The organism is Alteromonas sp. (assembly GCF_984505615.1).
In genome coordinates this window covers 1-26,273 of record NZ_CFHOXV010000024.1, presented here as the reverse complement: position 1 = coordinate 26,273, position 26,273 = coordinate 1, and the positions used below count along the sequence as shown (strand labels likewise).

The window sequence follows — 26,273 nt, the reverse complement described above, 5'->3', positions numbered from 1 at the left end:
CACCTTTTGAGAATTGAGCCTGTTAATTTTCAACCTGGTACTACTCCTCCAGCCAAAAGGCAGGACCCTTAGACCGCCGGAGCTCATCCCGGCGGTATTTTTTTATTTGAATTAAAGTCCCATGGATTTCAGTTTTGCATCCAGACGGGGATAAACACGGCGGGCATTCCCTGAGTAAACCTGCGTTCGTTGTTCCTCAGTTAAATCCAGCGCATCGACATAACGTTTCGTGTCATCGAAGTAGTAACCGGTTTCCGGGTCGATGCCGCGCACAGCACCAATCATTTCTGAACCAAACAGAATGTTGTCCAGATCGATAACATCAAACAATAAATCGATACCCGGCTGGTGATACACACATGTATCAAAATACACATTTTTCATCACGTGCTCACGTAACGGGGGCTGCTCAAGCATATCGGCAAGACCACGGTAACGTCCCCAGTGATAAGGCACTGCGCCGCCACCATGAGGAATGATAAAACGCAGATCCGGAAACTCTTTAAACAGATTTCCCTGCAGGAACTGCATGAATGCCGTGGTGTCTGCGTTCATATAGTGAGCGCCGGTAGCATGGAAGTTTGCATTACAGGAGCCGGACACGTGGATCATTGCCGGTACATCCAGTTCTACCATTTTTTCGTAGAAGGGATACCAGCTTTCATCTGTCAGAGGCTTTGATGTCCAGTGACCACCGGAAGGATCCGGGTTCAGGTTACAACCAACAAAACCCAGTTCGTTCACGCAACGTTCTAGTTCATCCACCGAATTTTTAATCGGCACACCCGGTGATTGTGGCAGCTGGCAAACACCGATAAATTGCTTCGGATATAAATCCACCACACGCTTGATCAAATCATTACATGCGCTGGTCCACTGTTTAGAAACGGCTTCATCCCCCAGGTGGTGTGCCATGGCAGACGCGCGGGGAGAAAAAATGGTCATATCTGAACCGCGCTCAATCAGCAAACGAAGCTGGTTTTTCTCAATACTTTCCTGAATTTGCTCATCACTGATATGAGGAACTTCAGGTAACGCTTTACCCGCCTTAAACGCCGCCAGTTGCGCATCACGGAATAATTGAAGTGGTTCCGGTGCCGTTGTGTAATGGCCGTGACAATCAATAATCATAATCAATCCTGTAACTTATTGTTTCCCGGGCGCAGAGAAAGCTGAGTCTGCGACCAGCACTTCTCCCCGCATGAGCAAACGGGCTGTGCGCAACAGCGCAGAACGGTTAATTTTTAAAGTCGACAGCGAACCGCTGCCTTCCACATCCATTGCCACAGTGAAACTGCCGGTCGGATGTTCTATTTCAAGACGGGAGTAGTCGCTACAACCTTTGAGGTAGCCGTAGGCGATGGAACCGTCCACCACGCAGGCTGTAGCAACACTCACCGAACCCAGTACACCTATGGCATCATGCACACGGTGTGGAATAAAGGTGCGGGTATTCAGCAAACCACCCCGGACAGGGGCCGATATAAGCGACATTTTAGGGACAGTTTTATCGCTTACATCACCAAGGTTCATTTGCCGGCCCGCTTTTAACCTGATGCTTTCAATGCGTTCTTTAACGCCGGTATTTTTTTCAATTTCCGCAGGCGACTCATCGCCTGTTAAGCCAAAGTCAGCGGCATTTAACAGCACAACAGGCATGCCGTTATCGATACAGGTCACTTCCACACCATCAATCACATCTTTGGCGTTGCCGGTGGGAAACAGTGCGCCGCAACTGGCTCCGGCAACATCGAGGAAATCAATCAGAACCGGCGCAGCCGTGCCCGGCACGCCGTCAATACGGGCATCACCTTCATATACCGGCACACCGTCTTTAACTTCGACCTGTGCTACCGCAAGGCCACCGGTATTAACCATGTGAATACGCACACTGGTGGTACCTTCCTGTGCGTCAATTAAGCCTTGTTCAATCGCGAAAGGACCCACGCCTGCAAGAATATTTCCGCAATTCTGGCCATCACTGACCATGGCTTTATCCACCACAACCTGCAGGAAAAGATAATCCACGTCGGCATCGTCTCTGGTGGACGGACTGACTACTGCTACCTTGCTGGTTAACGGATGGGCACCGCCAACACCGTCGATTTGCCTGTCATCCGGAGAGCCCATTGCAGCCAGCAAAACCCGGTCCCGCAATGAGGGATCTTCCGGTAACGAAGATGCCAGAAAATACAAGCCTTTAGACGTTCCGCCGCGCATCAGATGGCAGGGAATGGCCTTCACTTGCTGTACTCCTCGTAAGACACATATTTCAGGCCTTTTTCAGCCAGACGCTCACGCATATTGTAAATATCCAGCCCAAGTTCTCCGGCGGCCAGGCGATCCCGTTTGGATGCTTCGTTATCAAGACGCTTCTGTACTTTTTCATGCACTGCATCCGCTTCGTTACGCTGCACCACCACAACACCATCGTCATCGGCAACAATTATGTCGCCCGGATGAATCAGTGCGCCGGCACAAACCACCGGCACGTTTACGCTGGCAATGGTTTCTTTCACTGTGCCCTGGGCAAAAATAGCTTTAGACCAGACGGGAAATTCCATTTCCTGCAGCGTTGCGGTATCACGCACACCGCCGTCAATGATTAACCCTTTCACGCCACGGGCTTTTAACGAGGTAGCCAGCAAATCGCCAAAAAAACCGTCAATGCAGTGACTGGTGGGCGATACAACTAATACATCTCCGGGCTGACATTGCTCAACAGCAACGTGGATCATCCAGTTGTCACCCGGGGCAACCTGACAGGTTACAGCCGTACCGGAAATACTGGCCGGGCGGTAAATTGGACGCATGTAATCAGCCAGCAAACCTTTGCGGCCCTGAGCTTCGTGAACGGTAGCCACTTCCGCGCCTTCATATTTTTTCAGCGTGTCCTCAGATGCACGTGGACAATTCGTAACGCATACAGCCATAACCTTAAACCCTTCTGACTTTTTGATGTGGCTCAGTATGCGCCGGTAAATGTTAAAAAGCCGTTTAGAAACCTGTGCAGCATCATTACTTTTTTCTATAATGGCAAAAAATCTCTACTGGTTTGCCATGCCATGTTGAATATCCGGCACCTGCACTGTGCACTTGAAATTAAAAAGTACTGCAATCTGTCAGAAGCAGCCAGACAAGTGCACCTCACTCAATCTGCTCTTACTCAAAGCATTAAAAAACTGGAAGAGAGCATTGGCTGGACGCTGTTTACCCGTTCCTCCTCTGGTATGTTCGTTACCCCTGAGGGAGATGTTTTTCTGAACCGGTTTGGTCGCGCCTTCAGTTTGCTGGAAAGCTTTGCCACCACCTTATTCAGTGCCGACAAGCATGGCAGAACGTCGTTTCTGCGGGGGGTCACTGCAAGGCAACTTGATGCTCTGGTACATATTGTTGAATTGCAAAGTTACACGGCTGCATCAGTAAAAATGGGCTTGTCTCAGCCTACGCTCCACAGAACTATCCGTGATCTGGAAACCCTTTGCCAGCAAACCCTGTTCAACCGCTCCCCCACCGGCGTTGAGGCCACCTGGCGGGCCAGACAGTTTTCCCGTATTGCCTCATTGTATTTTTCAGAACTCAGCCAGGGGCTGGACGAAGTCGCAGAATTAAATGGTGAAAAGCTGGGTAGCGTGCGTATTGGCAGCTTACCGCTTGCGCGGTCAGAGATTGTCCCCAAAGCTGTACTCGCTCTGCTTGAAGAGGCGCCGGGCGCCAATATAAGCATTGTCGACGGTCCTTATGAAGAGCAACTGCATGCCTTGCTGCACGGACATATTGATATACTGGTAGGCGCCCTGCGCTTCCCCGCCCTGTCTGACGATATTGAACAGATCCCTTTGTTTGATGATTACCTGTCAATTGTGACCGGCAGTCACCATCCGCTGGCCGCCAAATCTCCTCTTACTACAAAAGACTGGCAATCACTGAAGTGGATTGCGGCAAAAGAAGGCACACCTGCACGTAAGGCCTTTGGTGACCTGCTTCATGCCATTTGCCCCGATCACGCTTACGAAGTGATTGAGTGCAGCTCACTGATGGCAATTCGCGGATTGCTAATCAACAGCGACCGCGCCGCCATTCTGCCTGCCCGCCAGGTTGAAATTGATGTTGCCGCAGGATTGCTGGCGGTCAACCCCACGCCACTGAACGATGCACCGAGACAGATTGGCTATACATTAAGAAAAAACTGGCACCCCACCCGATTGCAAAAAGAATTTTTGTGCCATTTGGAAGCAAAATCCGGACATTAGACTAAAGTATAAAAATATTTAATGTTAATCCTCAAAATCAGTCTGACTTTTTAAGGAAAACAACCATGTCACCGGTAACAAAAGAAAGAACCCGCTATCTTGTACTTGTTGCATTAGATCTCAGCAAAAAGTTGTCGGTGCTTATTATGGCGATGAGTATTATGTCTCTTGCCGGTTACTTCTATGATATTGGTTTTTTGTATCGTCCCGCTGAGGATCAGGTAGCAACCCACCCCTATACCGCTATTCAGGCTTTTTTTATTGCTTTGTGCATTGTTTTGAACAGGCCCGGAAGAAGACAGCATATTAAATGGATTCTGGCCGTGAGTTTATTGCTTTCACTTTCGTGGCTCGCAGACGAGATACTTGGAAGTAAAATCCTTTATACGATCATTCCTTTTACCGATATTGCACTGTCAGAACATAACGCAGGAAAAATCAATCATGTTGGTATCAATACCTTTATCACTTTTCTGCTGATTTGGTTTTCTGTGACTATGAAAGCATTAAATTATAATTTGGGTTCACAATCAGCTGCATTCGCAGCATTATCTTTTCCGTCACTTTCTCTGTTTGGTTATGCTTATTCAATTACACCTTTCCACGGAGAAATGTCTTTACTAAGCACCGCGACTTTACTCCTGCTTAGTAGCGCCGCACTTTGGAGTACTGCAAACCACGGAGTAGTAAGGGCAGTCCTGTCACCGTACATTGGTGGTCAGATAGCCCGCTTTCAATTCGCTACCGGTTGTATTTTTGCTTTCTTCCTTGGATATCTTGTCGTCAAATCAATTGCATCTATCCAATATTCCGGAGTAGTCGGTGCCTACGCTGTTGCTGTGTGCTGGTTGATAATAATCCTTGTCACTATTAGTGCTGCTTTGTTTGAGCGAAGCGATAAAATTCGACGCAGGATGGAAAATCAGTTAGCGAATTCAGCGAGAACTGACCCGTTGACAGGTCTGATGAACCGCAGAGCGTTTAACGAAGTTTTAAAATACGAAGCAGGCCGGACCAACCGCTACGGAACGAAGGCAGTTCTGATCCTCATGGATATCGACCATTTCAAAGGGGTAAATGACACCTACGGTCATCCTGTCGGTGACGAAGTTCTCAAAAGAATTGCGGCCACGATAAGGGATAATATCAGAGATACAGACAGTGCCTGCCGTTTCGGCGGTGAAGAATTTGCCATATTGTTATCTGACACGAGTCCCGAAGGTGGGTTGACAGTAAGCCATGCTTTGCGAAAAGTGATTGAAGAAACAGTCATTGTTCCGTCACCAGATCAGAGTATCAAAGTTACTGCTTCATTCGGGTTGACACAACTCGCTGAAAACCGGATTGAAGAAGCTCTGATACGCGCAGATAAAGCACTCTATCAGTCAAAGGAAAGGGGTCGCAACAGGGTATCTGTTCACGTTCTGGCAACCCCCCGACACAATGTTTACTGCAGACGAAGCAACCAGGTAGTCCGCCAGCTGGCTTTTTAGACTGCAAAAACACTGTCAAACCCATGTACTGACGATTACAATGCGTGTCCGTTGTCCATTCATCTGTAGTGCAAGGAAATTTCATGGAAACGATACATCGCGATTTTATCGACGCCTGGCAGCGTTTTGACCACTGGCTGACGACATCATTGTTTCCGAAATGGGCTGCACAGGGTTTTGCTGAAAACGGCGCCGCACTGGAATGTTTTGATGGTGAAGGCAAGCCCGACTGGCAAGCCGACAAGCGTATGCGGGTGCAATCAAGACAAATATTTTCAATGTGCTACGGCTATAAAAAAGGGTTCCTGCCTGAAGGTAAAGCCCTGGCGCAGGCAACGGAACAATTTATCAGCAACGCCTGTCCTGACGCCCTCCCCGGCTTTTACCCGATGACCCTTGATGCATCCGATAAAGTAAAAAATGCCGCTACCGATTTGTATGATGTGGCATTTTTTCTGCTGGCATACAGTTGGCAAAAAGACGCGCTGAATGATGATCATGCTCTGCTGAAAGCGAAAAACCTTGCACTGCACGTGGATACTGTTCTGAAAAGTGATCATGGTGGCTGGCTTGAAGGGACATATGCCCACACCACGCGGCGTCAAAATCCGCACATGCATTTGTTCGAAGCCTTTATTCACCTGTACCGGGTCAGTAATGACATGTTCTGGCTTGAACGCTGCAATCAGGTGTATGCAATGTTTGAGGAGCATTTTTTCGATGCACAGCACGGTGTGTTGCTTGAGTTTTTCACCACAGACTGGCATCCATGCCCCAGTGATGGCAGGAGTGTTGAACCGGGCCACATGATGGAGTGGGTATGGCTGCTGCATGAATTTCAGACTGTCAGTGGCACAGATACCACACGTTATCAGTCGGTATTATACCGCCATGCCAGAGACTACGGGTTGACGCCCGGTAACCGCTGGTTGCACGATACGGTTACACCCGAAGGAACCGTCGTGTCGTCCACCTTTAAGAGCTGGCCGATGACGGAGTGGATCAAAGCTGCACTGGTTCACAGCACTTTGCCTGACAATGCAAACCGGGAACAGGACATTGCCAGTGCCACATTTGCCATCCACCAGTTGATTGACGGCTTCTCTCATCCGCAACTTGAAGCCCATTACACGTATGTTATAGACAGCAACGGACAACCCGTGGACCCGAAAATGGCTGCCAGTACCTTATATCACCTTTGTATGGCACATAATGAAGCCTCCCGTTTTGCCGCTACATTTGCTGAAAGCCCTGCTGTTTCCGGATAACGTATTGGGTGGACTTTCCGGCTCACGGCGCTTTGACACCGTGAGCCATTGAAACAAAATCTCACAATTTCCTTCAGACATTAATTTTCCAAAAACCCCTTACAGCTCATACGCATAGCCAGCAAGCAAGAAAGCGCTTACAAATGTACCTGCACGCCTGTTACAAAACAGGAAAACTTTATAATGACATCGATGACATAAATACATTATAGTGTTACTAAATTTACTTTTTGTTAACCATATTGATTACAAATAAAATCAATATGGTTAAGGTCAGGATTCACTGTGTGATCTGCTTGTAGGGACAAAAACAGGCGCAGATCGTTTTCAACTTAAACAGGGGCGAAAATGTCAAAAAATACATATGATGCCATCGTAGTTGGCTCTGGTATCAGCGGGGGCTGGGCTGCCAAAGAGCTTACCGAAAAGGGCCTGAAGGTACTTATGCTTGAGCGCGGCGAAAACGTCGAGCACATCAAAGACTACACCAACATGAGTAAAAATTTATGGGACTATCCACACCACGGTCGTCCCAGCCTGGAAGCACTGGCCGCTGAACCCAATATGGCCCGTGGTAAGGGATATCCTTTTAATGAACCCACAATGGGCGCCTGGGCTTCCGCGCAAACATCTCCCTATGTGGAAAAAGAACCTTTCCAGTGGTTTCGTGCCTATCAGGTGGGTGGACGTTCTTTGTTGTGGGGTCGTCAGTCTTACCGCTTAAACCCTGAAGACTTTGAAGCCAATGGTAAAGAAGGTGTGGGTGTTGACTGGCCTATTCGCTATGAAGATGTGGCACCATGGTATTCGTATGTTGAAAAGTTTGCCGGAATTTCCGGTAACCGTGACGGTCTGGATGTATTACCTGACGGTGAATTCCTGCCGGCATTTGCTTTTAATGCTGTGGAAAAAGACGTACAAGCCCGTCTTAAGAAACAGTACAAGGGCAAGCGACAATTAATTATGGGCCGTACCGCCCACATTACCGAACAACGTCCCGAACAGGGTCGTGTGAAGTGTCAGCACCGCGACAAGTGCTGGACGGGCTGTCCTTTCGGCGGCTATTTCAGTACCCAGTCTGCAACCCTTCCCGCGGCACTGAAAACCGGCAATCTTACTCTGCGCCCGCTCTCCATCGTGAAAGAGCTGATTTACGATAAAGACACCAAACGGGTTACCGGGGTTGAAATAATTGATTCGGAAACCGGATTAACTGAAGTTTTCCACAGCAAAATTGTCTTCCTGAATGCCTCGGCACTGAACTCTGCCTGGTTACTGATGAACTCAGCCCGTGATGTGTGGGATAACGGTCTTGGCTCAAGCTCAGGTGAACTGGGTCATAACGTCATGGACCACCACTACATGCTCGGTGGTATGGCAGAAATTGAAGGCCACCTCGACAAATACGTCTATGGCCGCAGACCGACAGGCTTCTATATTCCCCGCTTTGCAAACTGGGGCGATGACAAGCGTGACTTCCTCCGTGGCTTCGGCTTCCAGGGTAACGCATCCCGTTCAGGCTTCAGCCGCAGTGCTGACGACTTAGGTATCGGAGCCGGATTAAAAGACGGTCTCAGTGAACCGGGTCCGTGGAGCATCAGTACAGTTGGTTTTGGTGAAATTCTGCCGGACCACCGCAATAAAGTGAGTCTGAACCATGATGTGAAAGACGCATGGGGACTGCCGGTGCTGGAAATGGATGCCAAAATCCGTGACAACGAACTGAAAATGCGTAAGGCCATGAAAGAAGACATTGTTGAAATGTTTGACAGCATCGGTCTTAAAAATGCCACCGCCTGGGAAACCACTTACCACATGGGTAAAGGTATTCATGAAATGGGCACCGCCCGCATGGGCCGGGATCCTAAGACTTCCGTGCTTAACAAGCACAACCAGGTGTGGGATGCGCCTAACGTATTTGTTACCGACGGAGCCTGTATGACATCGTCTTCATGTGTGAACCCTTCACTTACTTACATGGCACTGACAGCCCGTGCCGCAGATTTTGCAGTAGAAGAACTCAAGCGGGGTAATCTGTAATGGATCGTCGTGATTTACTAAAACTTATCGCAACCGCCACCGGCACAAGCTTTATTTGTTCTCCGGCCATGGCCGTCTGGCAAGAGCAACCGGCCCTGACCTCTGTAAAAGACTCAGGACTGGACGATAACACCGTCGCGCTGATTACAGAACTGTGCGAAACCGTATTACCGAGAACCGATACGCCGGGAGCGAAAGATGCAGGTTTACCGGCGTTCTTTATCGGCATGATCCGCGAATGCTACACACCGGAACAACAGGCTCTGATGGAAGCCGGATTTAAAGATGTGGATGCACGCAGTCAGGAAGAATATGGTAAACCTTTCGTTGGCTTAAGCCAGAAACAGAAAACCGCACTGGCTTCTAAGCTGGACAGTGAGGCGCTGGCGTTTAACCGCGGTGAAGACTCGCCCTGGGACGGTAAAGAAGATGGCCTGCCTCATTACTTTACCCTCTACAAGCAGCTGATGATTTTTGGTTTCTTTACGTCGAAAACTGGCGGCACGCAGGTGCTCCGTCATGTAGATATACCGGGCGACTACAAAGATATCCCTTATAAGAAAGGGGATAAAGCCTGGATGACTGTTTGGCCGATGTAAGGAAACTCCTGATGATGAAGAAAAATATGCTTAAAGCCATTATTGCCGGCAGCATCGCAATGGGCGGTCAGGTAGCGACGGGCAGCGCGTCTGCCGCAGAAGAATTAACCGACTGTTCCTTACGGGATGTGCCTTTTTCCAGCTCTATGCCGGCTTACGATGTAGTAATGCGTCCGAAAGCCAGAGCCATTGTTGAAAAACACTATCCCGGCGTACTGGCTAAAATTCCGGCGTGGATCTTAAGTGAATCAATGCCTTCTTTCAGTACATTGATCACACTGGACCAGTTACTGGCCCGTGTGGGTGTTGAAGACGATGCAAACGCTGCAGCTATGCGCAAAGAACTGGCAGCACTGCGGGTCACCCGTAAAGATAAGATTGCACGTTGTGCAAGGTTCGATTCAGAGCCGGTGGAATTCGAGTTGGGAGAAGAACCTGTTCAGGTGCTGATCTATCAGAAAATCAATGGCTATGACCACGGCGAATCAGTAACTGCTGCCACAGAAAACCTGAGCAAGCTGGCAAAAGAAATGGGCTATGGTGTTTCTGTCAGCGCCAAAGGCAGTGCATTTACACCGGAAAACCTGTCTGAATTTGATGTGGTGATTTGGAATAATGTCAGTGGCGACACCCTCACCCTCTCTCAGCGTAAAGCGTTTGAAGACTATATGAATAATGGTGGCGGCTTCCTGGGCATTCATGCTTCAGCCGGCGACTCCGTGTATTTCTGGGACTGGTATCGTGATGTGCTGATTGGTGCACAGTTTATCGGCCATCCCGGCGATGACAACTGGTTCCAGGATGCATCGCTGGATGTTACCCGTCACGGCACCGGTGTGGCAGAAGGGATCCCCGACCGTTGGGAATTAAATGATGAGTGGTATTCGTTCTCAGACAGCGTGTCCTCTAAAGGCTACGATATCGTAATGGCCATAGATGAAACCACGTATGTGCCGGGTAAAGAACTGGAAATGGGTGAAGATCATCCGCTGGTCTGGACGCATTGCATCGGCGAAGGCCGGGCGATGTACAGCGCTATCGGTCACCGCAAAGAAGTTTACAACGCCGAATACAACATTAAGTTATTAAAAAACGGTATGAAGTGGACAGCGGGACAAGGTAACGATACCTGCAAACAGTGATATTTTCGCTGAACAATTGAAATGATAAGGCCCGGTCAGTCCGGGCCTTTTTTCGTTTAACGGCAAATATGCCATGTCATAGCTGATAACAAACAGGGTTAAGGATTTACCCGCGTCTGATAAATCTGTCGCAGTATGCCGAGCTTTTTGGCTCTGACTTCTTTTTCAGCATGGGCAGTCTTATCAAAAACCATCCAGTTCTTGTCCTGCTTATCCACTGGCTGCCACTCAGGTAAGCCCTGCCCGTTCGGGTTGCCGGTTCTTATGAAATTCCGCCAGTATGCCTGCATCGCTTTAACAGCATCATCCCCGGCAGGATTAAAAAGAGCAAAGGTTTCTGAGGCATGCCCTGCCCCCGGCGTACTCTCATCCGCAACGTCGTAAAAATAACGGTACCCCGGTTGCTGAACGGTTTGCATTGCGCCGGTTGTCACCATACCGGCCAGAACATAACGCAAATCACCGAACAAATGTTGAAAAGGTAAGGCCGTCAGCGCCTGCTCGCCCAGTCCATACGCCTTTTGCACACTGTCAGCAGCAGATGCCGTTAAGGTGAGCATGCGCTGAGGTGACACACCGGCATAGGGATACACATTGCCGTCATAACTATTTCCGCCGCTAATATAAGGTACGGCGTGCTGTTTCCCCTGAGCAAACAATCGCGCCGGTTCGTCGGGCAACGTAATACCGTCAGCAACCGGCAGATGAAAGCCGTTTATCCCATTGACGAATGCTTCCGGACTGGTCTGATAAAGCTGCTCTCTGCTGACTTTGTCAGCTCCTGTTGCCCGCTGTGCGATGGCAGTGGACAGGGTTACTGCATCCGGGCTGCCCTGAAGCGGCAATGCTCCGGTAGTGCGTGGCAGCGGCCAGGTGCCGTATCCACTTTGAGAAATCGCGCCGGAGAACAAGCCTTCAGCTTGGGGAGTTACCATTAACATCTGCACAGCCATGCCGCCTGCAGAGCCGCCGGCAATCGTCACCCTGGCGGAATCGCCACCGAATTTAGCGATATTATCCTGGACCCAGGACAGCGCAGCGACCATATCCATCACGCTGTAGTTAACACCATCAGGTTGAGATAAAGCCGGATGAGCAAAAATACCCAGTGCACCAAGCCGGTAGTTAAACGATACCAGTACAAGTCCCTGATTCACCCAGTGTGAAACGACTTTGGGATCTAAATCTCCTGAACCGCCTACATACCCGCCGCCATGGATCCATACCAACACTGGCCGGGCAGTCTGGCCGTCATCCGCTGACGGGGAGAAGACATTAATTCCCAGGCGGTCTTCGCTGCCATTGTCTTTGCCTCGCTGCGGGCAGGGAGGAAAAAACGAATTTGCAGCATAGGGCGAAGCAATGGCATCCGGTGTCTGAGGCGGCTGCCAGCGCAAGTTACCCACCGGCGCTTTGGCATAAGGCATACCGCGATAAAAATCTATTCCGTCTGCATGCTGCCCGGTTACTGTACCGGAGGCGAGAGTTACCTCAGGCGTGTCATGGCCGGCGGCATACCCGCAGGATAGCGACGAAATAGTTAAAAACAGTACAGAGAAACACCCGCGAAAGCGCTGGCGGCAAAATAAAGTGAATAACATCCTGGTCCTCATCATAGAAACCGGTGACAGGCACCGTTAAAGTTTATGCAACAATAACATTAACTTAACATCGTCAGACAGTAATTGTTACCGGTAAAGCTTCTTTTATTCCTGTAACCTGATCTATTTTGTTCATTCTGTTCATGAACAAAACAAACTAAACAGACAGTTATATTTTCAAGCACAAAAACATCCATTACATAGCCTTAACAAAGGACTAACAATATTCTTGCGTCACGAAACATTGAGGTACTTTGTGATGCATAAAACAACAATCGGTTTGCTGTGTCTGGCAGCCACTTATCAGGCTTCGGCACAAACAGAATCAGCCGGTAATCAGTCTCTTGAAAACAGGCTTTCTCAGTTAGAGCAACAGCTCGCATCAATGGAAGCGAAAGACGCCAGTGACGATAAGTGGGTGACGTTAGGCGGGCGGCTTCAGATAGACGCTAACATCTTTGACGGCGCCTACAATGCAGACAACGAAGGCAACACGGGTTCCACTATTTTTCCACGCCGTGCGCGATTGTCGGTGGAAGGCGAACGTAGCGATCTGGAATACAAAATGATTCTGGAATTCGCCGAAGAAACCATCGAAATCCTGTTACTCCGCTTCGAATATACCGGTTTTGAAAACGGCCCGACTATTAAGTTCGGTAAAATTCGCGAAGACATTACTCTGGATGCGCTGACCAGCTCTAAGCACATGGCGTTAATCGAGCGTGCGAGCATGGCAAATACTATGTCGCCTTATTTCCGTTGGGGTGTGGCTGCATATCAATACTTCCCTTCAACAGGTTTGCGTTACGCTGTGGGTGTGCATAAAAACGATGCATTTGGCGCAGAAGGTACCGATGATGACTCCGCCATTTCACTGGCAACCACAGGACGCCTCACGTGGGCGCACGAATTTAAAGAAAACAATCTGATCCACCTGGGCTCATGGGGCTCATACCGCAAAATGGATAACAGCCAGTTGTCAGCTTCTTTCGCCCGTGCGGAAGTCAGAGAGCCGAACGTGAGACTGGTCAATTATGCCGCCGGCGGCGACACCGTGCCCCTTGACCACCTGAGTCAGTACGGTATTGAAGCCGCCTACCAGTACAACAGCTTACTGGTTCAGGGTGAAGTAGCCCGTCGCAATATCGCCACCAGCGATCCTGCATCGTTGCTCGACGACGAAAACTTTGACGGCTATTACTTTCAGGCCAGCTACATGCTAACCGGCGAGAGTAAGTCATATTCCAAAGGCAGCGCACGTTTCAATCAGCCTAAAGGCGTTGAAGACGCATGGGAAATAGCCGCCCGCGTTTCGTCTATGGATGCCACCAGCGAATTTCAGGGCACCCGGGCCAAATCCTTCACGGCGGGTGTGTCTTACTACATCGATGAAAATACAAAAATTATGCTGAACGGCGTGCACAGCAAAGTATCAGGCCCCGGCACAGAAGCGCTTGTGGGTGATGAAACCAGCGGCAACGCCATCACCATGCGTTTCCATTACGACTTTTAACGGAGGGATTCATGCGTTCTGTTTTGATTAGTGCTGCAATATTGTGGCTGGTGAGTGCCAGTGCCTTCGCCAAGGATCACTTTCTGATCCCGGGCGGCCCCGGCGGCGGCTGGGACACTACCGGTCGCGGTATCGGGGAGGCGTTGATGAAATCAGGTATTTCAGATAACGCCTCGTTTCAGAATATGTCCGGTGGTGGTGGCGGTCGTGCCATCGCTTACCTGATTGAATCGGGTAACAAACACGGCGATATGTTGATGGTTAACTCTACGCCTATTGTAATCCGTGCGTTAACTGGTCAGGTACCTTTCAGCTACCGTGACGTGAAGCCCGTTGCCAGCATCATTGCCGACTACGGCGCCTTTGTGGTGAGAGAAGACTCGCCCATCAAAAGTTGGGATGAAGCCATTGCAATCCTGTCCAAAAACGTCCGTGAACTGACCATCGCAGGCGGTTCTGCACGGGGCAGTATGGATCATCTGGTGGCTTCGCTGGCAGTCAATGCTGCCGGCCTTGACGGTGCCCGCATCCGCTACATCCCTTACGACGCAGGCGGTCAGGCAAAAGCCGGACTGCTCTCAGGTGAAGTACAAATGCTTTCTACCGGACTAAGCGAAGCACTGGAAATTGCAGAAGGTGGCCAGGCACGCATTTTAGCCATCACAGCGCCTGAAACCGTGCCCGCCTATCCGGATATTCCCACCTTAAAATCGCTGGGTTACGACGCCACGTTCGTAAACTGGCGTGGATTGTTTGCGGCACCTGATACATCTGATGAAAAAGTACAGGAATACATCGATAAATACGCCGCGCTGCTGAAAACCCCTGAGTGGGCGGCAGTTCGCGATAGAAACGGTTGGATGGATTTGTTCCGTACCACGGATGATTTTGAGGCAGATCTGGCAGCACAGGAAGCACAAATTAAAACCCTGATGATTCAACTTGGCTTTATTCAACAGGAGCAACAACCATGACACGTCAGTTACTCGGCCCTGCCCTGTTTCTCGTTTTTTTCACGTTCTACGGTATCTATGCCTGGCAAATCCCTCTGCTACCGTTTGAACAATATGAAGTGGTGGATTCTTCCACTATGCCAAAACTCTACGCCATGGCAGGCGCCCTGTTCAGTTTTTTAGCTATCGTCAGCCATATTATTAAAAGCAAGGAACCACAGGGCGAACAAAAGCCGCTTGGGATCACTAAACATACGGTTCGTCAGACCGCGATTATTATGCTGCTGATGGTGATCTACAGCGCGCTGCTCGATCCGTTAGGGTTCATTGTAGCAACACTTATTTTTCTGATTTCCGGCTTTTGGGTTATGGGAGAAAGACGCGCCCGCATAGTGCTGTTCGCCTCAGTCCCTATGGTGGTGTTTTTCTGGCTCCTCATGACCCAACTTCTTGATATTTACCTGGCCCCCGGCAGCATTTGGAGTTAACCCATGTTTGATGCAATGATGATAGGCCTGGATGCCGCATTCCAATGGCACAATTTGATGTATGTTGTGATTGGCTGTCTGGTCGGTACCTTTATCGGTATGCTCCCGGGCTTAGGGCCCATTACTGCCATCGCATTAATGATCCCGATCACCTACAGTATCGGCCCCAGTTCAGGCATGATCCTGATGGCCGGTGTTTATTACGGTGCCATCTTTGGTGGCTCTACCAGCTCCATTTTGATTAACGCACCGGGCATTGCCGGCACCGTCGCCTCATCCTTCGACGGTTATCCGCTGGCAATGAAGGGACAGGCCGGTAAAGCACTGGCCATCGCGGCCTGGGCCTCGTTCACCGGCGGTACCATTGGCGCGGTGATGCTGATGGTAGCAGCTCCTACGCTGGCAGAAGTCTCGCTGAGTTTCCATTCCGGCGACTACGTGATGTTAATGCTGGTAGGTTTAACCGCTATTGCAGCGTTCTCCAGCAACGGCGAATTTTTAAAAGCCATGATGATGACCGTATTTGGTCTTGCCCTGTCTACCATTGGTATCGACCCGTCATCCGGCACTGAGCGCTTTACTTTCGGCCAGCCCGATTTGCTGGACGGATTGAGCTTTCTGCTGATTGCTATGGCCACTTTTGCCTTGTCAGAAGCCCTGATGAATGTCATTAAGCCAGACAGTGCTAAAGACACCAGCATGGGCGGTAATCAGCTGGGCAGCTTTAAGCTGAGCAAAGACGAAGTAAAAGAAATCGCGCCGTCAGTAGGCCGTTCATCCATCCTTGGCTTTTTAATTGGTGTTTTGCCCGGTGCCGGCGCAACCATCGCCAGCTTTATGGCCTATGCCGCAGAAAGAAATCTGGCCCCTGCCCGTTTCAAGAAAGAGTTTGGCCAGGGTGCCAAGCGTGGTCTTGCTGCTCCTGAGGCAGCGAACAACGCAGCGTGTACAGGTTCATTTGTCCCTCTGTTAACGCTGGGGATCCCTGGATCAGGTACGACGGCAATTATGCTGGGGGCACTGATTGCTTACGGCTTACAACCCGGACCACTTCTTATGCAGGAAAATCCTGACGTATTCTGGTCTGTCATTGTGTCCATGTATTTTGGTAACGTGGTACTGCTCATTCTTAACCTGCCATTGATCCCGTATCTGGCTAAAGTGCTGGTATTGCCCAAATCACTGCTGACCATTTTTATCCTGTTCTTCAGTTTAATTGGTGTGTATCTGGTATCCTTTAACACATTCGATTTATTCATGATGATCGGGTTTGCCTTCGTGGCGGTTGTCCTGCGCATATTACAATTCCCTATGGCCCCGTTGTTACTGGGCTTTATTCTGGGCGACATGATTGAGCGTAACTTCCGTCGTGCCATGCTGATTTCAGACGGCTCATTCAGTTTCATCTGGGAACGGCCGCTTACCCTGTCGATCCTGATTGTAGCAATTGTTGTTTTGCTGGTACCACTGTTAGGTTTTGTCAAAAACCGCCGGGCAAAAACAACGGCAACGCCGGACTAAAAAGGGGCAAAACAACTGGTGGCAACAAGACGTTATTTCATTCGTAACAAGCTGGAATCCTGGTTAGTTGCCGCCATTGTTGTTATGAGCCTGCTACAGCTTGCTGTATTAGGCTTTGCCAGCCAGTATCTGCTGGCTTCTGTCATTGAAGAAAAAACCGGCCAACAGGCCCTTGCCATTGCCCGTTCCCTCGCCAGTCGTCCCGATATCATCCATGCTGTAGAAGCGGAATCCGTTCCTGAACCGCTTCAGCGGGAGCTCGCTCTGCTGCAACACGGTTACGGTGCCAGTTATGTAGTCATTGGTAACGAAAGTAAAATCCGTTTATTTCACCCGGTAACAGACCGTGTCGGCCAGCCTATGCAAGGGGGCGACAGTCAGGCTGCACTGGAAGGCAACTATTACATCTCTTCTTCGACGGGTTCTATGGGTCCGTCAATCCGGGGCAAAGCGCCGGTTATCAATGCCAGTGGCGATGTCATCGGATTGGTGTCTGTGGGATTTTTGGAAAAATCAGTAAGCCTCGCCATTGAGGAACAAACCTGGCTGATCCTGGGCGTTATCTTCGTGATTCTGGCGTTGGCTGTGATTGCCGCGCGCTGGATTGGTAACCGTGTGCGTAGTCGTTTATTTGGTCTGCAACCGGATGAAATTGGCCGCTTGTATGCCGAGCAGGAAGCTATCTTTAACACCGTGCGGACCGGCATCATTGCCATGACACTGGACGGTAAAATACAGCGCATGAACCAGCGTGCCAGAGTATTGTTATTCGCTGAGAACGAACATGGCGGGACGATAAACGACATCCTGCCCCAGCATGCAGAATTTCTGCTGAAAAACACCGATAAACACATCCGTGGTTTCGAACTGTTTGCCAATCAGCAATGGCTGGTATTATCCCGCGTACCTCTGCAGGTGCAGGGTCAGATGGCAGGCCTGATGCTGACGATGCGTCCTGCCGATGAAGTGGAACATTTGTCACAGCAACTTGCACGGGTAGAAGCGTTTGCGGAGTTACTGCGGGTTCAGACTCATGATTACTCAAACAAACTGAATACCCTGGCTGCTTTGTTGCAGATGGGGAATGTGGAAAAAGCCCTTGAATTGATCAGTAATGAAAGTCAGGAAGTGCAGACTCAGGTACACAGCCTGGTCGGCCGGGTACAAACGCCGGTGCTCGCCGCACTGTTGTTCGGCAAATATCACAAAGCACAGGAAGGCAATGTGGCGCTGGACATCAGTCCGGATACACAGCTTTCTGTGATTAACGATAAACACTTACTCGAATGTCTGGTTTCTATCTTCGGTAACCTGATCGATAATGCCATCGAAGCGTCCCAGCGTGCGGGCAGTCACCGGCCGGCAAAAGTCAGTGTGAGCCTGGAAGAAATGGGCAATAATATCGTTTTCGATGTTGAAGACAGTGGTGACGGTATTCCCGCTGCAGAATATGAACGTATTTTCGCACCGTCGTTCAGCTCAAAATCTGATGCCCGTCATGGAGTGGGCATGTATTTAGTGAAAACGCATCTTGAAGGCTGCAACGGCAGTATCGAGATTGGCGAGTCGGAATCAGGCGGAGCCCGCTTCTCTGTGTATATTCCGAGAACAGAAGTGTCAAAATAGTTATGCCCTACTCTTGTATTATTGTTGAAGATCAGCCCCACGTAGCCCAGTATCTGGCTCAGTACCTCATTCAAACCGGTCGCTACATGGTGATGGGCATGGCAAATAACGTGGCGGCAGCCGAAGCTTTGCTTGGCGCCATGCAACCTGACTTACTTCTGCTTGATGTTTATCTGCCCGACGGCAATGGCCTTGAACTGATGAAAAGTCATCACGATAAATTGCAGAAGACAGAAGTGTTTCTGCTAACAGCAGCGAAAGAAGTACAGGTACTGGAACAGGCAATGAAATTAGGCGTGTCTGACTTTCTGGTAAAACCGATTCTGCAAAGTCGTCTGGAACAGGCCCTGCAGAACTTTGAGAACCGCCACAAGCAGTTATCCGGTGCGTCAGAGCTTACGCAAACTGTCGTGGATCAATTCTTCAGCCGGCAGAGCGACGGAAAGGCGCAGCGTTTACCCAAAGGCGTAGATGGCTTAACACTTCAAAAAATACAGCAGGTCTTTACTGCAGCGCCCAAAGACAGCCTGAGCGCACAACAGGTTGGCGATACTGTCGGCGTAAGCCGCTCCACCGCCCGCCGCTATCTCGAATACTTACTGGAAACCGAAGAGCTCATTGCTGAGCAGGTCTACGGCAACGTGGGCCGCCCCGAGCGCTGCTACCGGTTGAGATAGCAACGCAGGAAAAGGCTACTGCACAAAAGTAACCGCAGCTTCCGGTTCGGTGTTGTAGGTTGTACCGTCTTCCATGGTCAGTTTGAACATATACCAGTAGGTTGTACCATTTACCAGTGACAGGGTGTCGGTCAGGCTGCCGCTGACCGGCGCTGACGGACTGATACGCGTGCGCCCGCTCAGTTCTGCTTTGGTGTTCCGGTAAAGTTGTACACCACGAATAGCTTGCGGGAAATCTTCCAGTTGCCAGCTGATCACAATACCGTCACCGTTTTGCACTGCAGATAAATGTGTTTTGGGCTCCAGCAGACGTTCTGCATTCACCGGATCACTGGTTATCTGGCCTTTTGATGCAGTATCAAACACCAGCCAGTAAATGTACGGCGTACCGGGCACTGATGATTCATCTGTCCACTGTGTTGAATCCGCTGCAAGTGAAGCGACTCCTGATGCCTGTTCAAAAACGGGATCAGCTTCACCTTCCACACGTTCTGCGCGGAACACAGATACACTACTCACTTCAATATTCGCAGTGAACCAGCTCAGGGTTACCGGGCTGGCAGAACTTTGATGAAAAGTGCGGATCTCCGGTATGTCGCTTGAGGTTAATGTTGCAGTTGTCACAGGCAATAACTCAGGCTCACCATGCTTACTTTTTACACTGCCCCAGTAGTAATACCGGGTGTCCGGTTCGACATCAGTGTCCACAAAGCGGCTTTCACCGCTGTCGAGTGTAGTGAGCAGTTCACGGGTTTCAGGGTCGTCAGATAAACTCTTATACAATGTCATTCCCTTGTAAGGATAGCCGTTTGAATGAACGCTGATTTCAACCGACTCTGCATTTCCGCGGGCAACAGGCTTCAGCCACAGCTGACTCTTTTGTGTCTGAATGTCATACACCGGCATAGCTTTCATATCACTTCCCAGGTAAAAGGAAGGATGAGGCGGCTGGTTATAACCCACGTTTTGCCACGCAATAGCTGTACGGTATTGTGGGTTGTGCATCAATGCCGGAATACGGTATTCCGTGTCTTCAGTGGTAGAAAAGAGAAGTAAAGCACTGCTGTCACTGTTGGCCCAGATGACTTCTTCCCGCCAGTCACCCAATATATCTGCTGACAGAACCGGCGTTGCTTTCGTGCCGTTATTCGACACGGCGCCCCATTCGCTACCGTCAAGTATGACTTCAGAGGTTTCCGTAGCCGGCTGCCACTTGTAGATCCGGTTGCCATCCAGTAACTCGCGATTCAAATCACCATCCCACCAGGATAAAAAATTTACCTGAGACGGCCGGGTATCCGAAATAACCGTTCCGTTGGCAGCGACGAGTCCGCCCCGTGTTGCCCAGTTCTCATTACCAACATATGCCGGGTCAATATCGGCACTTACGCCACGTCCCACATCGGTGCCATTGCCCGGGCGGTGCCATAATATTTCACCGGTGGCGGCATCATGCAATTCAACGCCATACTCTGTACCGTCTTTGGTATAAGCAGACGGTGACTCATGCACCATATGAATTTCAAGACCGGGACGTTCTGGATCGATATCCGACATATGCAAAGCATCACCGTGTCCTAAATCCGTGCTGTACAGCAAATGGCCATCATCATCGATGGTAGCGGCGCCGTACACGATCTCGTCTTTGCCGTCGCCGTCAACATCTCCCACAGAAATGCTGTGGGCTCCCTGACCATATCCACCGGCATCTGCACCGCCGTTATTACTGTCATATACCCAGCGGCTGACAAACTGACCGTCAACCCAGTCAAAGGCACTGACAACTGCTCTGGTGTAATATCCTCTGGCGAAAAAAGCGGTTGGTGTGGAGCCGTCAAAGTAGCCCACGCCGGCGAGAAAGCGATCCACCCGGTTTCCGTAACCATCCCCCCAACTGCTTACACTACCCCGCTCAGGGACATAATCAATGGTATCCAGTGCCTTTCCAGACAAACCATCGAACATGGTCAGAAATTCAGGCCCTTCCAGCACGTACCCCTGACTGTTACGGTAATCAGCATTGGCATCACCTATTACCGTCCCCTCTCCGTCCACAGTGCCATCCGCCGTTTTCATGGCGACTTCTGCCCGGCCATCCTGATCGAAATCATAGGCAACAAACTGAGTATAATGGGCACCGGAGCGAATATTCCTGCCAAGATCGATACGCCAAAGTTGCTGTCCTTCCAATGTGTAAGCATCCAGATACGTGTTTCCGGTATGACCGGCCTGTGAATTGTCTTTGGCATTTGACGGATACCATTTAACAATGACTTCGTACCGGCCATCTCCCGTTAAATCCGCCACCGAGCCGTCATTGGCCGAATACGTGAAGGATTGTCCGTTTACCCAGCCGTCCGCAGGCTTGTTCAGCGGGATCTGCAGCATCACATCCTTCCAGGCTGTGGCCATGGCAGCACTGCGATCTTTTTTGCGTTTATTTTTGTTGTTCAGGCCGGAAGCTTTAATTTCATACACATCATCTTTGTCTCCCTGCGGGTCGGTGAAGAAAGTCGCACCGGATAGCTTTTTACCGTTCAGCTTGTGACCGTTCCTGTAAATATCAAAGGAAATATCGAGCGGATCGGTGCCCAGCAACCGCCAGCTCACCGCGTTGCCCTGCTCAGCGGGAATGACAACCAGTCCCCGGTCGAGGGATTCCATGATGATACCGGTAGCGGGATCACTTTGATTTTGTCTGTGTCTGTCGCTGGCATCAGCGCATGCGGCACTGAGCATAAGGACGGGAGGGATTAAGGCGCCGGTGATAAGGCGGCCGGATTTTAGTGCGCGATGCTTAGTCTGGAATATCATGTATTTTCCTTGTCCGAAATATCAACACAAATGTTAATTTTTCGTAAACTAGAAAATTACACGCAAGGACTCAAGCCAAACCTGTCAACTTCTGTCAGTTTGGTTCAAATGCGAAAATTCACTGTCATCTGAACTGTTTCTATTATTGCCTTCTGGCAACAATCAGCACATGTTTTTGCGGATACTGATCAAGTTCAATGTGTTAACCGCAGTCATTCCCGCATGCCACCAGCGAGCGATACGATCGTACTTTTCACCGGTCTGACGGGGTTCCATAAAAGTGACGGGATAAAACGAATGATAGGGAGAGTAAACAGAATATAAGGAAGGAAGTCCAGATGTTTACCTCACCCCGCTCCGGCAACGCCGACATCCCTGCGGGGTAAGTAAACATAACGCAAAACCGGATTAATGACGGGGTTTTACACTCGCGATGTAGTTGTCAGCCACATATTTACCACTGGTGATAAAGGCGTTAATGCTGTCAGGGTTGTCACTGTACTGTGCAACAAATTCAACAATGGGCAGGCCATTACAGGTAACATTATTTTCAACATAGTGCTTAGTCAGACCTGCATCTTCCAGCGCATTTCGAAGCTTCAGTTTGCTGCCGGTTGCTGCGGTGACACAAATTTTTGACGTCACTGCTGTATCTGCAGGCGTCAGTTCAGGACTTGCGTTTGCCATACCCATTGCACCAAAAGACATACCAACAACAGCCAGAGTTTTCGTAAATGCTTTCATAATTATTTCCTTTTCAATTATTAAGAGATTTAAGCGTTATGCTTGCTCTTACTATCGCAATGGAAGTGCCAACTTTTTTGAACATTTAAAATCAATAACTTAATTTTAAACACTCTGATGGCAGCAAAAATGAGTGATTATTTTAGCCAGCTTAAGTAGCCGTATTGACTAATAATTAGTGCTATTTACATTCATTCGAATAGAAGACCGGATGTAATGCCGCGATTGAACTTTAGGCTAGAACTGAGATGCCCGGTTTGCTGAATACGCCGGTGTGAAGTACCTTTAAAATTCTTAAGGTTTAACTATGCTGATGTTCAGGATCCGGTTTTTCTGTTTATGAAGCCGGCTTCTCATACGGATATGCCATCAACTAAAGCTCCTTTGAATTAACGCCGGTATGTCAAAATGAAAGAAGCGCTTGAGTCAATTCTTCTTACAGTCAGCCAAAGTGAAGACATCGATAAGGGTGAACTCGCCGTCGCTTCCCAACTTATTATTCACTCTGTTTGTAAGGGCCTGAATATCGAACGTGCGGGGATCTGGCTTTACGACACAACTCAATCACATATAGAGTGTGCATTGCTCATAGACAAAGGAGAAACACTCGATCAGGAAGCGATTGTATTAAGCAGAACGGACTTCCCTCACTATTTTGCTGCACTGGATTCAGAGCGGACCATTGCCGCTGATAATGCAATGACCGACCCTGCAACCTTCGAATTTGCTGAATGCTACCTGACTCCCCTGAATATTAACGCCATGCTCGATGTACCTATACGTCACCGTGGTAATATGATTGGAATAATATGCTGCGAACATCGCGGAAACCCGAGACAGTGGGATCCCGATGAAATCGTGTTTGCTGCAGCGCTGGCCGACTTATACGGCCGCGCAGTAAGTGCCAAGGAGCGGGCTGATTATGAGAATAAGCTCATTGAAGCTAATCAGACGCTGGAACAAAAAGTTAAGGATCGTACCGCAGAGCTTGAAGATACTCTGCGGTCTCTGGAATCAGCACGGGAGAAACTGGTTCAGTCAGAAAAAATGGCAGCACTGGGGAATCTGGTGGCCGGCATTGCGCACGAAATTAATACACCACTTGGCATTGCGCTTACTTCTGTCAGTAACTGTAAGGAGGAGCTGGCCGGGATTTATAAGGATTTTGAATCCGGGGAGCTGTCGGAAGAAGGCTTCAGAGATTTTAATGACATATGCAGCGAAGGACTCAACCTGGCTGAATCCAGCCTTTTCCGGGCTGCCGATCTGGTCCAGGACTTTAAACGCACTTCAGCCGACCAGACATCCATGGACGTGGAACGTTTGTCTCTCGATGATTACATTCCCAGAGTATGCAACCCGCTGCGGCCCATGCTTAAAAAAGACAATATCCAACTTAAACTGGATATTCATCCTGACACTACCATCATTACCAGTCCGGGTATTATTGCCCAGCTACTTACTAATTTACTTTCCAATGCACAACGACACGGATTTCATGGCTATAAAAATGACAAGGGTAATCTGATAACCGTGGGCTGCTATGGTGTGGATGACGGCGTCATCATCAGTGTCAGTGACAACGGTAAGGGTATTCCGGCTTCACTGCACAAAAAAGTCTTCGAACCTTTCTACACCACCGCGCGGGATCAGGGCGGCACCGGTCTTGGTCTGAACATTTTATACAATCTTGTTATCCAAAAACTTCAGGGCGAAGTTGAACTCATCTCAGCACCGGACGAAGGCACCACATTCCGCCTGAAAATTCGCCCGGTGTCCGGTGAACTTGAGTCATAGATGACCATTTCGAATAAATATTACCGCTCCGGCACCATGAGCCACCTTCAGGCTGAGGCTGGCTTTTTAATAATTTGAAATTATCTGCCTGTTCACATTTGCGGTATCGCAGATTGTGAATTAAGTTTAAGTAACGCAAACTTTTTTTAGTCGTATATGCCGTTATTTAAAAAGTCAGAGATTGCAGTCAAAAAATCCAAGCTCCCCCCCTGGAAAGTAGTCATTATTGACGATGAACGTGATGTGCATAAGGTCACGAAACTCACGCTGCAAAAATTTTCCTTTGAGAACCGCAATCTCGAATTATTGTCGGCATACAGCGCTAAGGAAGGACTTGAACTCTTCAAAAATACGCCAGACATCGCGCTGGCTTTTGTCGACGTGGTCATGGAGACAGATGAAGCTGGTCTGAACCTTATCGACGCCATTCGCAATACACTCAAGAACCGTACGACACGTTTAGTTTTACGCACCGGGCAGCCTGGTCAGGCACCGGAAGAAGAAGTGATCAGCCGCTATGATATCAACGATTACAAGTCGAAAACCGAACTGACCTCTTCAAAACTGAAATCCTGTGTGTACACGGCTATCCGCTCCTACCGTGATATCCAGACTATTGAGGAAGGTAAACGGGGCATCGAAGGCGTGTTACAGTCTTCATCTTCAATTCTGGAAAGCCAGTCGCTGGGGCAATTCGGCACCGCAGTGTTAAAACAAACCCTGACTCTGCTTAATCTGAATAACTCTGTACTGTATTTATCTGCCCAGCACACGGACTTGTATGGACACACTAAAATGACCGTGCTCGGTGCCAGCGGTGATCTGGTGGGATTAAGTAAAGAAGGCGTTTCAGCAGAGATCCCGGACGAAATTGCGGAGAAAGTAAAAGAAGTACTGGAGAAGAAATCTCATTTCCAATCTGAAGAGCTGTTCATCGGCTACTACCCCACGGGCAAAGACAGCCATAATATTCTGTATGTGGAACTAAGTGAGCCGCTGAATAAGTTTCAGTTGAAAACGCTGGAAATGTTTGCCTCAAATGTGTCCGTCATTTTCCAGAACCTGATGCACAAAGAAGATATTCAGCATACGCAGAAAGAGCTGATTATGGTGCTCAGTGACGCCATAGAAATGCGCAGTAAAGAAACCGGCGGCCATGTTAAGCGTGTCATGCTGATGTCAGAGTTTTTGGCTGAAAAACTGTTCATGAGTGACGAGTTTATTGAAACCATCCGCTATGCTTCTGCCCTCCATGATGTGGGTAAAATCAGTATTCCGGAAACCATTCTGCACAAGCCCGGTAAACTGACTCCGGATGAATGGGAAATCATGAAAACCCACGCTCAGAAAGGCTACGAATTACTGGCTGGCTCCGACAAAATTGTCGCGAAAATGGGCGCTATCATTGCCAAAACCCACCATGAACGTTGGGATGGTGAAGGCTATCCGGAAGGACTGGCCGGTGACGATATTCCTGTTGAAGGCCGTATCATGGCTATCGTTGATGTTGTCGATGCACTGTTATCAAAACGCTGCTACAAGCCGCCCTGGAGCGCAGAAGATGTTAAAGCTTACCTGAATGAAAATGCCGGTAAGCAATTCGACCCTATCATCACACATGTCATGCTGGAGCATTTTGACCAGATTCAGGAAATCCGCGCTCAGGCACCGGATGAGGAATAGCCTCAAACACAAAAATGTATGGTCCGCCTCGTTATTGCAACAGTAAATGTCGATAACGGGG

At 49.4% G+C, this 26,273-nt stretch carries 20 protein-coding genes; 14 read left to right on the top strand and 6 right to left on the bottom strand.

The window, feature by feature from the left end; translation table 11 throughout:
• Window positions 1-111: 111 nt before the first annotated feature.
• The 3 genes from AC4PME_RS13310 to AC4PME_RS13300 are packed head-to-tail and all read right to left on the bottom strand — an operon-like array spanning window position 112 to window position 2,933.
• Entirely contained in the window at window positions 112-1,131 is a 1,020-nt protein-coding gene (locus AC4PME_RS13310; protein ID WP_119500949.1) for an amidohydrolase family protein, read from the bottom strand.
• A gap of 15 nt (window positions 1,132-1,146) precedes the next feature.
• Window positions 1,147-2,244 (bottom strand): 4-oxalomesaconate tautomerase, encoded by a 1,098-nt coding sequence (locus AC4PME_RS13305; RefSeq protein WP_491045676.1) that lies wholly within the window; start codon window positions 2,242-2,244, stop codon window positions 1,147-1,149.
• Window positions 2,241-2,933: a 4-carboxy-4-hydroxy-2-oxoadipate aldolase/oxaloacetate decarboxylase gene (locus tag AC4PME_RS13300; RefSeq protein WP_119500948.1), complete on the bottom strand. Its 693-nt coding sequence runs from the start codon at window positions 2,931-2,933 to the stop codon at window positions 2,241-2,243. Before AC4PME_RS13300 ends, AC4PME_RS13305 begins: the two co-directional genes overlap by 4 nt.
• Before the next feature lie 132 nt (window positions 2,934-3,065).
• On the opposite strand from AC4PME_RS13300, the gene AC4PME_RS13295 reads away from it, so the two are divergent.
• The 6 genes from AC4PME_RS13295 to AC4PME_RS13270 all read left to right on the top strand — a co-directional run bounded on the left by AC4PME_RS13295 (window position 3,066) and on the right by AC4PME_RS13270 (window position 10,795).
• Entirely contained in the window at window positions 3,066-4,253 is a 1,188-nt protein-coding gene (locus AC4PME_RS13295) for a LysR family transcriptional regulator (protein WP_490709017.1), read from the top strand.
• 65 nt (window positions 4,254-4,318) lie between these two features.
• Window positions 4,319-5,746, top strand: coding sequence for a GGDEF domain-containing protein (locus AC4PME_RS13290; RefSeq protein ID WP_491045675.1), 1,428 nt, complete (start codon window positions 4,319-4,321; stop codon window positions 5,744-5,746).
• 83 nt (window positions 5,747-5,829) lie between these two features.
• A complete protein-coding gene (locus AC4PME_RS13285) occupies window positions 5,830-7,014 on the top strand; it encodes an AGE family epimerase/isomerase (RefSeq protein ID WP_491045674.1) in 1,185 nt (394 codons plus the stop codon).
• A 348-nt stretch (window positions 7,015-7,362) separates the two neighbouring features.
• Window positions 7,363-9,054: a GMC oxidoreductase gene (locus tag AC4PME_RS13280; RefSeq protein WP_119500945.1), complete on the top strand. Its 1,692-nt coding sequence runs from the start codon at window positions 7,363-7,365 to the stop codon at window positions 9,052-9,054.
• Window positions 9,054-9,653: a gluconate 2-dehydrogenase subunit 3 family protein gene (locus AC4PME_RS13275; RefSeq protein ID WP_119500944.1), complete on the top strand. Its 600-nt coding sequence runs from the start codon at window positions 9,054-9,056 to the stop codon at window positions 9,651-9,653. Before AC4PME_RS13280 ends, AC4PME_RS13275 begins: the two co-directional genes overlap by 1 nt.
• An 11-nt stretch (window positions 9,654-9,664) precedes the next feature.
• Window positions 9,665-10,795, top strand: a complete 1,131-nt coding sequence (locus AC4PME_RS13270) for a ThuA domain-containing protein (protein WP_491045673.1) — start codon at window positions 9,665-9,667, stop codon at window positions 10,793-10,795.
• 98 nt (window positions 10,796-10,893) lie between these two features.
• Here the strand turns inward: AC4PME_RS13270 and AC4PME_RS13265 are convergent, their stop codons facing one another.
• Window positions 10,894-12,396 carry a carboxylesterase family protein gene (locus AC4PME_RS13265; RefSeq protein ID WP_491045672.1) on the bottom strand — a complete coding sequence of 501 codons (1,503 nt, stop codon included), beginning with the start codon at window positions 12,394-12,396 and terminating at the stop codon, window positions 10,894-10,896.
• A gap of 259 nt (window positions 12,397-12,655) precedes the next feature.
• Here AC4PME_RS13265 and AC4PME_RS13260 point away from each other — a divergent pair, with 259 nt between their 5' ends.
• From AC4PME_RS13260 to AC4PME_RS13235, 6 genes are read left to right on the top strand one after another with little or no spacing between them, the layout of a single operon-like run.
• On the top strand, window positions 12,656-13,909 hold the full coding sequence (locus AC4PME_RS13260; RefSeq protein ID WP_491045671.1) for an OprO/OprP family phosphate-selective porin: 1,254 nt from the start codon (window positions 12,656-12,658) through the stop codon (window positions 13,907-13,909).
• A gap of 11 nt (window positions 13,910-13,920) precedes the next feature.
• Window positions 13,921-14,883, top strand: coding sequence for a Bug family tripartite tricarboxylate transporter substrate binding protein (locus AC4PME_RS13255; protein ID WP_491045670.1), 963 nt, complete (start codon window positions 13,921-13,923; stop codon window positions 14,881-14,883).
• A complete protein-coding gene (locus AC4PME_RS13250; protein WP_491045669.1) occupies window positions 14,880-15,350 on the top strand; it encodes a tripartite tricarboxylate transporter TctB family protein in 471 nt (156 codons plus the stop codon). The genes AC4PME_RS13255 and AC4PME_RS13250 overlap by 4 nt, the downstream gene beginning before the upstream one ends.
• Window positions 15,351-15,353: 3 nt before the next feature.
• Entirely contained in the window at window positions 15,354-16,871 is a 1,518-nt protein-coding gene (locus tag AC4PME_RS13245) for a tripartite tricarboxylate transporter permease (RefSeq protein ID WP_490709010.1), read from the top strand.
• Between the two features lie 18 nt (window positions 16,872-16,889).
• The gene (locus tag AC4PME_RS13240; protein WP_491045668.1) at window positions 16,890-18,497 is read left to right on the top strand and encodes a sensor histidine kinase; all 1,608 of its coding nucleotides are present in this window, start codon (window positions 16,890-16,892) and stop codon (window positions 18,495-18,497) included.
• Window positions 18,498-18,499: 2 nt separating this feature from the next.
• The gene (locus AC4PME_RS13235; RefSeq protein ID WP_490709009.1) at window positions 18,500-19,174 is read left to right on the top strand and encodes a response regulator; all 675 of its coding nucleotides are present in this window, start codon (window positions 18,500-18,502) and stop codon (window positions 19,172-19,174) included.
• 15 nt (window positions 19,175-19,189) lie between these two features.
• On the opposite strand, the gene AC4PME_RS13230 is transcribed toward AC4PME_RS13235, so the two are convergent.
• Both AC4PME_RS13230 and AC4PME_RS13225 read right to left on the bottom strand, forming a co-directional pair.
• The gene (locus AC4PME_RS13230) at window positions 19,190-21,988 is read right to left on the bottom strand and encodes a rhamnogalacturonan lyase family protein (protein WP_491045667.1); all 2,799 of its coding nucleotides are present in this window, start codon (window positions 21,986-21,988) and stop codon (window positions 19,190-19,192) included.
• Between the two features lie 408 nt (window positions 21,989-22,396).
• A complete protein-coding gene (locus AC4PME_RS13225) occupies window positions 22,397-22,732 on the bottom strand; it encodes a DUF3718 domain-containing protein (protein ID WP_491045666.1) in 336 nt (111 codons plus the stop codon).
• A 408-nt stretch (window positions 22,733-23,140) separates the two neighbouring features.
• On the opposite strand from AC4PME_RS13225, the gene AC4PME_RS13220 reads away from it, so the two are divergent.
• Window positions 23,141-24,529 carry a GAF domain-containing sensor histidine kinase gene (locus AC4PME_RS13220; protein ID WP_491045665.1) on the top strand — a complete coding sequence of 463 codons (1,389 nt, stop codon included), beginning with the start codon at window positions 23,141-23,143 and terminating at the stop codon, window positions 24,527-24,529.
• A 156-nt stretch (window positions 24,530-24,685) separates the two neighbouring features.
• A complete protein-coding gene (locus AC4PME_RS13215) occupies window positions 24,686-26,212 on the top strand; it encodes a DUF3369 domain-containing protein (protein WP_491045664.1) in 1,527 nt (508 codons plus the stop codon).
• Window positions 26,213-26,273: the final 61 nt, after the last annotated feature.